General features: G+C 60.3%; 10 protein-coding genes. 5 read left to right on the top strand and 5 right to left on the bottom strand.

Annotated elements, in window-relative coordinates:
• The first annotated feature begins 9 nt into the window (after nt 1-9).
• Nucleotides 10-711: a DUF1013 domain-containing protein gene (locus AC5YUO_RS08460; RefSeq protein WP_496152976.1), complete on the top strand. Its 702-nt coding sequence runs from the start codon at nt 10-12 to the stop codon at nt 709-711.
• Nucleotides 712-768: 57 nt separating this feature from the next.
• Here the strand turns inward: AC5YUO_RS08460 and AC5YUO_RS08455 are convergent, their stop codons facing one another.
• Nucleotides 769-1,428 carry a YggS family pyridoxal phosphate-dependent enzyme gene (locus AC5YUO_RS08455; RefSeq protein WP_496152975.1) on the bottom strand — a complete coding sequence of 220 codons (660 nt, stop codon included), beginning with the start codon at nt 1,426-1,428 and terminating at the stop codon, nt 769-771.
• Between the two features lie 193 nt (nt 1,429-1,621).
• On the opposite strand from AC5YUO_RS08455, the gene leuS reads away from it, so the two are divergent.
• Genes leuS through holA form a run of 3 tightly spaced genes read left to right on the top strand, consistent with a single transcriptional unit; the run spans nt 1,622 to nt 5,839 of the window.
• Nucleotides 1,622-4,252 (top strand): leucine--tRNA ligase, encoded by a 2,631-nt coding sequence (leuS, locus tag AC5YUO_RS08450; protein ID WP_496152974.1) that lies wholly within the window; start codon nt 1,622-1,624, stop codon nt 4,250-4,252.
• A complete protein-coding gene (gene lptE / locus AC5YUO_RS08445) occupies nt 4,245-4,790 on the top strand; it encodes an LPS assembly lipoprotein LptE (RefSeq protein WP_496152973.1) in 546 nt (181 codons plus the stop codon). The genes leuS and lptE overlap by 8 nt, the downstream gene beginning before the upstream one ends.
• An 11-nt stretch (nt 4,791-4,801) precedes the next feature.
• Nucleotides 4,802-5,839 carry a DNA polymerase III subunit delta gene (holA, locus tag AC5YUO_RS08440; RefSeq protein WP_400817474.1) on the top strand — a complete coding sequence of 346 codons (1,038 nt, stop codon included), beginning with the start codon at nt 4,802-4,804 and terminating at the stop codon, nt 5,837-5,839.
• Between the two features lie 72 nt (nt 5,840-5,911).
• Here holA and fdxA read toward each other — a convergent pair whose 3' ends face one another.
• The 4 genes from fdxA to AC5YUO_RS08420 form a co-directional block, all read right to left on the bottom strand.
• A complete protein-coding gene (fdxA, locus tag AC5YUO_RS08435; protein ID WP_003520294.1) occupies nt 5,912-6,250 on the bottom strand; it encodes a ferredoxin FdxA in 339 nt (112 codons plus the stop codon).
• A gap of 158 nt (nt 6,251-6,408) precedes the next feature.
• Entirely contained in the window at nt 6,409-6,825 is a 417-nt protein-coding gene (locus AC5YUO_RS08430; protein ID WP_400817472.1) for an RNA-binding S4 domain-containing protein, read from the bottom strand.
• A 4-nt stretch (nt 6,826-6,829) separates the two neighbouring features.
• Nucleotides 6,830-9,910, bottom strand: coding sequence for a helicase-related protein (locus AC5YUO_RS08425; protein ID WP_400817529.1), 3,081 nt, complete (start codon nt 9,908-9,910; stop codon nt 6,830-6,832).
• Nucleotides 9,911-10,368: 458 nt separating this feature from the next.
• Nucleotides 10,369-11,694, bottom strand: a complete 1,326-nt coding sequence (locus AC5YUO_RS08420) for a ubiquinone biosynthesis hydroxylase (protein WP_496154832.1) — start codon at nt 11,692-11,694, stop codon at nt 10,369-10,371.
• On the opposite strand from AC5YUO_RS08420, the gene tesB reads away from it, so the two are divergent.
• Nucleotides 11,670-12,554 carry an acyl-CoA thioesterase II gene (tesB, locus tag AC5YUO_RS08415; RefSeq protein ID WP_496152972.1) on the top strand — a complete coding sequence of 295 codons (885 nt, stop codon included), beginning with the start codon at nt 11,670-11,672 and terminating at the stop codon, nt 12,552-12,554. The genes AC5YUO_RS08420 and tesB overlap by 25 nt on opposite strands.
• Nucleotides 12,555-12,762: the final 208 nt, after the last annotated feature.

Genomic DNA, 12,762 nt, shown 5'->3' with positions numbered 1-12,762 from the left:
ACTGTATCTATGGCTCAACAATTGCTCATGCCAAAGGCTACGGCTGTATGGCTGGTTGACAACACCGCGCTGTCGTTCGATCAGATCGCCACGTTCTGCAAACTGCATCCGCTCGAAGTCAAGGCGATTGCCGATGGTGAAGCCGCGCAGGGCATCAAGGGCCTCGACCCGATCGCCACCGGACAGCTTTCCCGCGACGAGATCGCCCGCGCCGAAGGCAATCCGAACTACAAGCTGAAGCTCTCCGAGCCGAAGGTGCGCGTGCCGGAATCCAAGCGCCGTGGCCCGCGCTATACCCCGGTTTCCAAGCGTCAGGATCGTCCGAACGCCATTCTCTGGCTTGTTCGCAACCATCCGGAACTGAAGGATGCGCAGATCTCGCGCCTCGTCGGCACCACGAAATCGACGATCGAACAGATTCGCGACCGCACCCACTGGAACTCGGCCAACCTGACGCCGATGGACCCCGTAACGCTCGGCCTCTGCAGCCAGATCGACCTCGACCTCGAAGTCGAACGCGCCTCGCGCGGCCGTCCGCTGCCGACTGCCGAAGAACTCGACAACACGCTGCAGCCGGCAACCGCGACGGAAGGCCTGGACTACAACTTCCAGCGTGAGGAAGACGACCAGATCGACGCCGATGCGGTCTTCAAGAAGCTTTCGTCGCTGAAGTCCACCCAGAAGGATGAAGACGAAGACGATCAATATTGATCGTAGCCGCTCGAACCATCAAACCCGGCCATTGCGCCGGGTTTTTTGTTGGATGGCTTATCGTGCGCCAAAAATCGCCGAACCGACGCGCACGCTGGTCGCACCGAATTCGACGGCCGTTTCGAAATCGCCAGACATGCCCATGGAGAGCTTCTCAAGGCCGCATTCCTTGGCGAGCTTGGCCAGAAGGGCAAAATGCGGACCGGGATTTTCCTCCGCCGGCGGAATGCACATCAGTCCTTCGACCTGCAATTTCAGCTCGTCCCGGCAAAAAATCACGAAAGCGACAGTTTCACGCGGGTCGATGCCCGCTTTCTGCGGCTCCAGCCCGGTATTCACCTGCACGTAAAACCGCAGGCTGCGGCCCTGCCTGACGCATTCTTCGGCAAGCGTGCGGGCGATCTTCTCCCGGTCGACACTCTGCACCACATCGAACAGCGCCACGGCATCCGCCGTCTTGTTGGACTGCAGCGGACCGATCAGATGCAGCTCGATATCGGGCGTCTTCTCTTTCAGCTCCGGCCACTTGCCCTGCGCTTCCTGTACGCGATTTTCGCCGAACAGGCGCTGGCCGGCATCGATCACGGGCTGGATCGCCTCCGCGTCGAAAGTCTTCGAGACGGCGACGAGGGCGATATCCGTCGACTTGCGACCGGATTTTTCCGCAACATCCGCAATGCGCTGCCTGACATCCTCAAGACGTGCTTCGATTTCCATCACAAGACCTTCATTTGAACCATTCGCAACGCTAACTAGACGCCGATTGCCTTGATGCCAAGCAGGTTTAGCACCATTTGAGGCACGCTGGCCAAGATTGAACGCCCGAATGCCCCGCCAAACTTGACGCCCCGGTCGTTTCATGGTGAAGGTCAGCGCAAATTTTTCCCCTCGATACCCGGAATTCTACACAATGGCCATCGAACGTTACAATCCTCGCGACGCCGAGCCGCGCTGGCAGCAGAAATGGAACGAAGACAAGGTTTTCGTCACCGACAACAGCGATCCGCGTGAGAAATATTACGTTCTGGAGATGTTTCCCTATCCCTCGGGACGCATCCATATGGGCCATGTCCGCAACTACGCCATGGGCGACGTCGTCGCGCGCTACAAGCGCGCCCGCGGCTTCAACGTCCTGCACCCGATGGGCTGGGACGCCTTCGGCATGCCTGCGGAAAACGCCGCCATGCAGAACAAGGTCCATCCCAAGGACTGGACCTACCAGAACATCGCCACCATGCGCGGCCAGCTGAAATCCATGGGCCTGTCACTGGACTGGACCCGCGAATTCGCCACCTGCGACGTCGAATATTACCATCGCCAGCAGGCGCTGTTTGTCGATTTCATGGAAAAGGGCCTGGTTTACCGCAAGCAGTCCAAGGTCAATTGGGATCCGGTCGACCACACGGTTCTGGCCAATGAGCAGGTGATCGACGGCCGCGGCTGGCGCTCCGGCGCGCTGGTCGAGCAGCGTGAACTGACGCAATGGTTCTTCCGCATCACCGATTTCAGCCAGGACCTGCTGGACGAACTGGACGAACTGGATCAATGGCCGGAAAAAGTGCGCCTGATGCAGAAGAACTGGATCGGCCGCTCAGAAGGCCTGTCACTGCGCTGGCAGACGGTTGCTGAGACGGCGCCGGAAGGTTTCTTCGACATCACCGTCTATACAACGCGCCCGGACACCCTGTTCGGCGCCTCCTTCCTGGCAATCGCCGCCGACCACCCGCTGGCAAAGGAACTGTCGGCGAAAAACCCTGATATTGCCGAGTTCTGCGATGAATGCCGCCGCCATGGCACCTCGCTGGCAGCGCTGGAAACCGCGGAAAAGAAGGGCATTGATACCGGCGTCAAGGTCCTGCATCCGCTGGATTCCAGCTGGGAACTGCCGGTCTACGTCGCCAACTTCGTGCTGATGGATTACGGCACCGGCGCGATCTTCGGCTGCCCCTCCGGCGATCAGCGCGACTTGGATTTCGCCCGCAAATACGGCCTGCCGGTCGTGGCCGTCGTCGCCCCTGAAGGCCCCGATGCCGCAAACTTCACCATCGACGATACCGCCTTCACCGATGACGGCGTGATGATCAATTCCGGCTTCCTGAACGGCATGAAGACGGCGGACGCCTTTGAGGCGATGGCGCAAAAGCTTTCTGCGCAGACGCTCGGCAACACGCCGCAGGCTGAACGCAAGGTCAATTTCCGCCTGCGCGACTGGGGTATTTCCCGCCAGCGTTACTGGGGCTGCCCGATCCCGGTCATCCATTGCGAAGTCTGCGGCGTGGTGCCGGTTCCGAAAAAGGACCTCCCGGTCAAGCTGCCCGACGATGTGACTTTTGACGTGCCGGGCAACCCGCTGGACCGGCACCCGACCTGGCGTCATGTCTCCTGCCCGCAATGCGGCCATGATGCGCGCCGCGAAACCGACACGATGGATACCTTCGTCGATTCCAGCTGGTATTACACACGCTTCACCGCGCCGTGGGAAGACCAGCCGACCGACCCGAAGGTCGCCAACCACTGGCTGCCGGTCGACCAATATATCGGCGGTATCGAGCACGCGATCCTGCACCTGCTCTATTCGCGCTTCTTCACCCGCGCCATGCGCGAGACCGGCCATGTCGGCGTCAAGGAACCCTTCAAGGGCCTGTTCACGCAGGGCATGGTCGTGCACGAGACCTATAGCCATGGCGAGGGCATGAGCCGCGAATGGATTTCGCCCGCCGACCTGCGCATCGAGGAAACGGAAGGCGCACGCAAGGCATTCCTGCTGTCATCGGGCGCAGAGGTGAAAATCGGCTCGATCGAGAAGATGTCGAAGTCGAAGAAGAACGTAGTCGACCCGGATGATATCATCGCATCCTATGGGGCCGATACCGCACGCTTCTTCGTCCTGTCGGATTCTCCGCCCGATCGCGACGTCATCTGGTCTGAAGCCGGGGTGGAAGGCGCAAACCGGTTCGTCCAGCGCGTCTGGCGCATCATCGGCGAAGCGGCGGAAGAGCTGAGAGCGGTCCAGCCGAAGCCGGCAACCGAAGGCGAAGGTCTGGCAGCCTCCAAGGCGGCCCATAAGACGCTGAAGGCCGTTCAGGAAGATCTGGACAAGCTCGCCTTCAACAAAGCCATCGCCCGCATCTACGAACTGGTCAACGCGCTCGCTGCACCGCTCGCCGATGTTGCCGCCGGCGGCAAGGCGAACGACGTGAAAGCGGCCGCCCGCGACGCCGTTGAAATTCTCATCCGCATCATCGCCCCCATGACGCCGCATCTGGCGGAAGAATGCTGGTCGGCATTGGGCAATGAAGGACTCGTCGCCCAGACGCCATGGCCGACCTTCGTGGCTTCGCTGGTCGAGGAAAACGATGTGGTCATGCCCGTGCAGGTCAATGGCAAGAAGCGCGGTGAATTGACAATCGCGCGCGATGCGGATCAAGATGCGGTCCGCACGGCCGCCCTTGCGCTTGATGCCGTCAAATCGATTCTTGCCGGTGGCGAGCCCAAGAAAGTCATCGTGGTTCCGCAGAGGATTGTGAACATTGTTGTCTGACGTTTTTTCAAGATGGAGCCGCATCGCGGCAGCGATTTCCGTCGTGACGATGGCTGGTCTTCTGGCAGGCTGCCAGGTGCGCCCGCTTTACGGCGAGGCTTCCGGAACCAAGGAGAGGCTGGCAGCCGTCAGCGTCTCCGAGAGCGGCGGCAGAGTCGGGCAGGAAGTCCGCAATCAGCTGATCTTCCTGATGTCCGGCGGCGCTGGCGAACCGGCCACGGCGCAATATAACGTCAAGGTTTCCGTAAGCTCGAGCGCCACGTCAACGGAAGTGCAGAATTACGACCTGACGACCCGCGCCAACAACAATTACGATGGCCCTTACCCCGGTCGTGTCGTGATGAGCGGTCAATATGTGCTGACACGCGTTTCCGACGGTCAAATCCTGCGCTCCGCACGCCGCAGCGTGACGGCGCAGGTGGACCTGCCGCAGCAGGAATTCGCCAAGATCAGGGCAACCCGCGACGCCGAGAACCGTGCGGCCCGGGAACTGGCTGAAATCATCCGCACCGATATCGCCGCCACCCTCGGCCGCTGAGAGCGGCGGCCGTGACGGAGATAAAGTCCCATGAATTTGAGCGCTTCGCCGAAAATCCGGCGGAGCGCTTTCGCGTTTTCGTACTTTACGGCCCCGATCGAGGCCTCGTGTCGGAACGCGCAGGCGTCATCGCCAAAAAGACCGGCATCGATCCCGATGACGCTTTCGCATCGCTGAAACTGACCGCATCCGATCTGCAGGGCGATCCGGGCCGTCTGCTTGACGAGGTGAACGCCATCGGCCTCTTCGGTGGCGAAAAACTCGTCTGGGTCAAAGGTGCCGCCGCGGAAAAGGCGCTGGTGGATGCGCTCCAGATTCTTGCCGAGACACCGCCAGAGGCGAGCTTTCTCATCATCGAAGCGGGCGACATCAAGAAGGGTACGGGACTACGCAAGATCGCAGAACCGGCACGCTCCATCGCCGCAATTCCCTGTTATGCCGACGATGCGCGCTCCTTGAACGCATTGATCGATCAGGAGCTCTCCGCCGATAATCTGCGCATTGCACCGGCCGCGCGGCAGAGACTGATTGAATCTCTCGGCGGCGACCGTATCGCCTCGCGCAACGAAATCCGCAAGCTGGCGCTCTATTGCCGCGGGGCCGAGGTGATCGAGGAAGACGACGTAGTGGCGATCATCGGCGATGCCAGCACGGTTTCCGCGGACGACGCCGTTGATGCCATTCTGAAAGGCGACAGAAACGCCTTTTTCCATGCGACGCAGAAGATCGTTTCTTCGAAGACCCCGATCTTCCTTGTGCTCCAGGGATGCCTCAAGCAATTCCAGCTGCTCGACCAGATGCGGGCCGAAATGGATGAGAAAAAGCTGCAGGCCGGTCAGGTCATGCAGACACTTGGACGCCACATCCATTTCCGCCGAAAACCCATCATCGAAAGAGCGCTGCGAACATGGCAGCCAGCGGCGATCGCCCGCGAGATGAACCGTCTGCAGGCCGCCATCCTGCAAAGCCGTCAGCGGCAAAGCCTGGAGGAAAGCGTGGCCCTTCTGACATTGCTGTCCACCACGCTGCAATCCGGCCGTGGCGGATGAGGCCAACAAAAAGCCCTCGCGCTGCTGCTGCGAGGGCTTTTTAATCACGGTTTCGCCATCAGACTTTAAAAATCAGTCGCCCTGTCCGGGCTCGGCAGAGAAATAGAGCTCAAGCTTGCCTTCGACGCCGTCCATTTCCTTGGCTTCCGGCATCGGGTCGCGCTTGATCGTGATATTCGGCCAGATTGCCGCATATTCGGCATTAAGCTTCAGCCATTTGTCGAGACCCGGCTCCGTATCGGGCTTGATGGCTTCGGCGGGACATTCCGGTTCGCACACACCGCAATCGATGCATTCATCGGGATTGATCGCGAGGAAATTTTCACCCTCGTAAAAGCAGTCGACGGGGCAGACCTCAACGCAATCGGTATATTTGCAGCGGATGCAATTGTCGGTCACGACATATGTCATGATGAACTCCAGAATATGCAGGCCGGGTCTGTGGGCTTCGGAACACAAGCCGTCGCCCGGAATTCAGACAGGGCAATTTCGCAAGTGACGTAATGCCTTTGCCTGCAGATAGCAAGGATAAACAATTCTGAAAAACGGGTGCGACCTGGAGGTTTATTCTAATCTTTGCTTCCGTCACTATCAGACAGAAACCTGTCGAGCGCCCTGCGCTCCTTTTTCGTCGGTCGCCCGCTGCCCGGCTCGCGCAACGCCTGCTCGAGAGGCGTCAGCCTGTCGGAAGGTTCCCGTGGCGGTGTCTCATCGTCATAGAGAAGTCTGGCTTCCTCATAGGGTCCACGCCGTGTTCCCCCTGACTTGACAACAAGCACCTTGTCCATCCGCTCGAAGCCGATCTCCAGCCTGTCGCCCGCCTTTACCACATGGCTGGACTGGCGAATGGCAATGCCGTTGACCTTGACGTGGCCCGACTGAATGTAGCTTTGGGCAAGCGAACGGGATTTGGCCATACGGGCAAAGAACAGCCACTTGTCCAGACGCTGACGCGTGCTTTCCAGTGGCTGTTCGCTGCTTCCCATAGGCTTACTTCTTCAGCTGCTCCTTGAGAGCAGCGAGCTTTGCGAAGGGTGAATCCGGATCGAGCGGCTTTTCCTTGCGTGGCGGCTTGGCTTCGAAGCGCTGCTGACCCTGCGGCTTTCCGCCACGGTCATTGCGTTCCGGCCGGTCCTTGCGCTCCCCGCGATCATGACGATCATTGTTGCGGTTGTTGCCACGGTCGGGACGGCCGCCATCGCGCTTGCGCTCGCCGTCGCCACTGCGATTGGCAGCTTCGCGGTTTGCACCGTCACGATTGTCGCGACGACCTTCACCACGACGCTCGCCCTGTTCGCGCGCGCCTTCACCGCGGCCCTGGCCGCGATTGCCGGGACGACGGTTTTCGCCACGCTGATTTTCGTTGCGACCACCCGGACGCCACAGAAGAACGGGCTTGGGCTCGGCGGCCTCCGCGCTTTCCGGCGCAGCCTCGGCAACGATAGCCTCTTCGCTGGCAGCTTCGGCAACGGGTGCCTCGACAGCTTCGCCTTCCGCAACAGCCGCCGTTTCGGACACCTGCTCTTCGGAAACCGGCTCGTGCTCCTCGGTCTCGATGTTTTCCTCTTCAGCCGTCGCCGCTTCTGCGGCAGCCGGAGCAGAGGCACCGGCATGGCTGGCGAGGAAGGCCTGCGCCTCTTCCGCCGTCACCTGATCGGCGCGATAACCAAGACCCTTCAGAATTTCTTCCATGTCGTCAAGCGTCGCGCCGAGAATGGAAAGCATGGCGGTCGTGGTCGTGAAACGGCGACCATCATAAGCACCTTCCGGGCGCGGCTGCTGGCCGGGTTTCCACTGCAGCAGCGGGCGGATGAGATCGGCCAGACGCTCCAGAATATCGATACGCACGGCACGCTTCCCAAGGAAGCGGAAACCGGCGAGCTTGTAGAACATGCGCTCGAAGCTGGCATCGGTGACGACCGACGTACGGCCGGCGGCCAGCACCGGGATGAGATCGCCATAACCCGGCTTGCCGAGGCCGTCATTCTTCAAGGCCCAGAGCAGCGTGACAAGCTCCGCCGGGGCGGGCTTGAGAAGCGCAGGCAGGAAAACATGATAGGCGCCGAAACGCACGCCATAACGGCGCATGGAGGCACGCGCATCCTGATCGAGCGACTTCACGTCTTCGGCAACGTCGCGGCGGAACAGGACACCAAGATTTTCGACGAGCTGGAACGCCAGGCCCTTCGCCAGACCCTGAAGGTCCTCGGCGCGGGAAATATCGTCCAGCGGCTTCAGCACGGTCGCAATCTGGTGATTGACGAAACGCTCGACGCGCGCCAGCGCATGATCGCGGGCATTGCCGCTCAGCTGCTCATCGGCGAGCAGGATCACCCGCGGCTTCATGATGTTGTCGCCGGCCGAAAGGCGAGCCACCGGCTCGCCCAACCAGCGAACCAGACCATCGGAGCTCAAAGCGAGATCGCCATTTCCACTGGCGTGCAGACGCGCGGCACGCGCCTCGTATTCGAGCGCAAGCGCCTTCTGCGCCGCAGCCTGCACGGCCTTCTGATCCGGCCCTTCCATTCCCGGCACCGGTGTGAACCGGAACCCGGCCAACTGGCCGACGTGATGACCTTCTACGAAGACATCACCATTTACACTGATTTCAGCTTCAAGCATCGCATTCTCTCTCAGGCGCCTCATGAGCACAGATGTCCTGCGATCAACAAAGCGTTTCGTCAACCTTTCATGTAGCGCATCGGACAATCGATCCTCGATTTCCCGCGTCTTTTCTTGCCAGTGTGTCGGATCGGCAAGCCATCCTGGGCGGTTCGATACATAAGTCCATGTTCTGATCTGCGCAATCCTCGCAGACAAGGTATCGATCTCTCCATCCGTACGGTCGGCGCGGCGCACCTGCTCGGCCATGAAATCCTCGTTCACCGCGCCACGTTTGACGAGATCGAAATAGAGCGTGGAAATCAGATCGGCGTGCTGTGCGGGGGCGATGCGGCGATAATCGGGCAGCGCGCAGGCCTCCCAGAGTTTTTCCACCCGCGCATCCGTCGTCGTCACATCGATGATCTCGGGGTAGCGCGACAGATATTCAAGCGCCTGCTGGTCGATGGCTGGCAGAGCCCTCGAAAGCCCCTGGATCGTCGGCGCGGCATCAAGGCTCGTGCGCAGATTGGCAATGGATGAAAAATCGAAGTTTTTCGTCCGCCATTGCAGCACCTTCACCGCATCGAACTGATGGGTTTCGATCCGCTCCACCAGCTCGTCGTCGAACGGATCGACACGCCCCGTGACACCGAATGTACCATCGCGAAGATGACGGCCGGCGCGGCCGGCGATCTGGCCGATTTCACCCGGATTGAGATTGCGGAACTGGTAACCGTCGAATTTGCGGTCCTGCGCGAAGGCGACGTGATCGACATCGAGGTTGAGACCCATGCCGATGGCATCAGTCGCGACAAGATATTCCACATCACCCGACTGGTAGAGGCCCACCTGCGCATTGCGCGTGCGCGGCGAAAGCGCGCCCAGCACCACGGCCGCGCCACCGCGCTGGCGGCGTACAAGCTCGGCGATGGCATAAACCTCATCGGCGGAAAAGGCGACGATTGCCGTGCGCTGCGGCAGACGGGTGATCTTCTTCTGACCGGCATAAAAAAGCTGCGACAGGCGCGGCCGCTCCACCACGGTTATTCCCGGCAGCAGCTTTTCGAGGATCGGGCGCATCGTGCCGGCACCCAGAAGCAGCGTCTCTTCCCGTCCGCGCAGATGCAGCACCCGGTCGGTGAAAATGTGCCCTCGCTCGAGATCGCCGGCCAGCTGCACCTCGTCGATGGCAACGAAAGCGGCGGTCGTCTCGCGCGGCATGGCTTCCACCGTGCAGACGGAATATTTGGCTTTGGGAGGCGCGATCTTTTCTTCGCCTGTTATCAGCGCCACATTCGGCGCACCCACCTTCTCGACCAGACGGGTATAGACCTCCCGCGCCAGAAGACGCAGCGGCAGGCCGATGACACCGCTGCCATGCGCGACCATCCGCTCGATCGCGTAATGGGTCTTGCCGGTATTGGTGGGGCCGAGAACGGCCGTGACACCGCGGCCGCTCAGGATCATGGGGCGAAAATTCAACGTAGTATCCGCGAATCGACTTCATCTGCTTGTCGTGCCGCCCGGCATCACCAATGCGGGCCGCACGCACCACACATGGCAACGCCCGCTGACAAAGGCAATAGGCCTCATCCGTAAAGTAGCCAAGGAGGAATCCGCCAATGATTTTTCTGTACAGATTCAGTGACTTGAAGGTCCAAAAAGAATCCGGCAAAAATGGAATAGATTCGGCTGCGGAACAGTCTGCGAACGAATCGAATACGAATCGCTGACTCCACAGGATTCAGCTTTTGTTCTCCGCAATATCTGGGTGGTGAGGATGCGGCCCATACCAGATTATGAATCCGGATAAGTCCTTGGCCGGATTCGGCTTTACGGTAAAGCCGCCGGGCAGAAAATACCGGAATCGGCTGTCAAGCGGCAATCCCGGAAAAGCTTATCCAAAACATCCACGAAGGATCGGATCAGAGCGCCTCGCCGGCAAGCAGACGCGGCGCATTCGCATCCGTCGTGCCGGCGGCCTGGCCGATGAAATAGGATTTGAGACCCGGCAAACGATCCACCACGCCCAGACCGAAATCGCGCATGATGCGGATGGGGCCGACATCGTTGGAGAAAAGCCGGTTCAGCACATCCGTCGTCACGCCCATGCGCAGCGTGTCGAAACGACGCCAGGATTGATACCGCTCCAGAACGTTGAGGGAGCCGATATCGAGGCCGAGACGGTCCGCCTCGACCACGGTTTCGGCAAGCGCCGCCACATCCTTGAAACCGAGATTGAGGCCCTGTCCGGAAATCGGGTGGATGCCGTGCGCCGCATCGCCCGCAAGCGCAAACCGTGGCGCAACGAAGGAGCGCGCCAAAGTCAGACCGAGCGGAAAAGCACGGCGGGGACCAACGGGACGGACGGGACCGAGCTTGTGGCCGAAGCGGCGCTCCAGCTCTTCCTCGAACACCAGATCGTCGGAAGCGACCAGCCTGTCGGCGTCGGCCTTGCGTTCGGTCCAGACGAGCGAGGAACGGTTCCCCTTGAGCGGCAAAATGGCGAAAGGGCCGGAAGGCAGGAAATGTTCTTCAGCACAGCCCTCATGCGGCCGCTCATGTTCGACCGTGGTGACGATGCCGGACTGGTCGTAATCCCAGCGCACGGTTTTGATACCGGCCATGTCCCTCAGCGCCGAGCGAACCCCGTCACAGGCAATCAGCAACCGGGTTTCGAGCGACGATCCGTCGGAAAGGTTTATGGCCGTCGATTGCGGCCCTGCGGTAAAGCCTGAAACGCTGAGACCATGGCGCATTTCGACACCGAGGCGCTCGCACAGGCCTCGCAAGGCACCCACCAGAGCGACGTTCGGAACCATGTGGGCAAAAGGCCTGCCCGCTTCCACCGCGCCATCGAAGGTCAAAAACACAGGGCGGACCGGATCGGCGGTCTTCGAATCGGTAACGATCATCTTGTGGATCGGCTGAGCCTCGGGCTCGATCTCGTTCCATATGCCGAAGACATCGAGCATGCGCGTGGCCGCGGCAATGATGGCGGAGGCGCGCATATCCTTCTTCCAGACGTCCTCGGGAGCGGCCTCGACCACCTGCACATCAAGGTGCGGGGCCGCCTGCTTGATTGCGACAGCAGCGGAAAGACCGACATATCCGCCGCCTGCAACTACCACGTCCAGCATCACGCTTCTCCTCAAATCTTGTGCACGCATCATCGGCGCACTATAGACCATGTGACGTCTTCCTACAGCCGGAGCAGGCCGAAAAAATGTCGCATCCCTCGCAAACGTCAGACCCGATGGCCAATCTCATCGCCACGCTCGATCTCGAGAAGCTGGAAGAGAACCTCTTCCGGGGCGAAAGCCCGCAGATCGGCTGGCAGCGGGTTTTTGGCGGCCAGGTCATCGCGCAGGCCCTGATCGCCGCGCAAAGGACCGTGGATGACGACCGTTTCGTGCATTCGCTGCATGCCTATTTCATGCGCCCCGGCGATCCGCTGGTGCCCATCGTCTATCAGGTGGAGCGCATCCGTGACGGCGCAAGCTTCTGCACCCGCCGCGTGGTCGCCATCCAGCATGGAAAAGCCATTTTTTCCATGTCGGCCTCGTTTCAGATTTTCGAGGATGGTTTCGACCATCAGATCAAGATGCCGGATGTGACACCGCCCGAGAAGCTGATGAGCGAGGAACAGATGCAGGCGGCCTTCCTTGCCAAGGCGCCCGCTTCCATCCGCAAATACTGGAGCAACAAGCGGCCGATCGAGATCAGGCCGGTTTCGCTGACCCATTATATCTCTAAGGAAAAGCTGGAGCCGCAGCAGGATATCTGGGTCCGCGCCGTTGGCGACGTGCCTGCTGATCCGCGCCTGCAATCGGCCATCCTCGCCTATCTCTCCGACATGACCCTGCTCGACACGTCGCTTTATGCCCACGGCACGACGATCTTCGATCCGTCCATTCAGGTGGCGAGCCTCGATCACGCCATGTGGTTCCACCGCCCCTGCCGGCTGGACGACTGGCTGCTCTACACCCAGGATAGCCCCAGCGCGTCCGGCGCACGCGGTCTGACCCGTGGCAATATTTTCACCAGACAGGGTGAACTGGTCGCCTCCGTGGCGCAGGAGGGTTTGATCCGCAAAAGGGCAAATGATTAAATAATGTGCTTTTTCCGAAAATCGCACATTTAATAGACGCAAATTTTGGCGACAAATGCCCCTTTTTCAGACGCCGTTCATATAAGTTTTATATTTCAATACGTTAGAGACACACTCAAAACTGGCACGTCCTTTGAATGTATGTCCTCAGTCGCTGTTACTGATCTGCCAGCGGCAGGAGAGTCGGCTCCGTGCCGAGGACAAAACA

Source organism: Agrobacterium sp. LEGMi-208b, assembly GCF_059511785.1.
The sequence above is the reverse complement of the archived record's forward strand: the minus strand, read 5'-3'. Positions and strand labels throughout refer to the sequence as shown.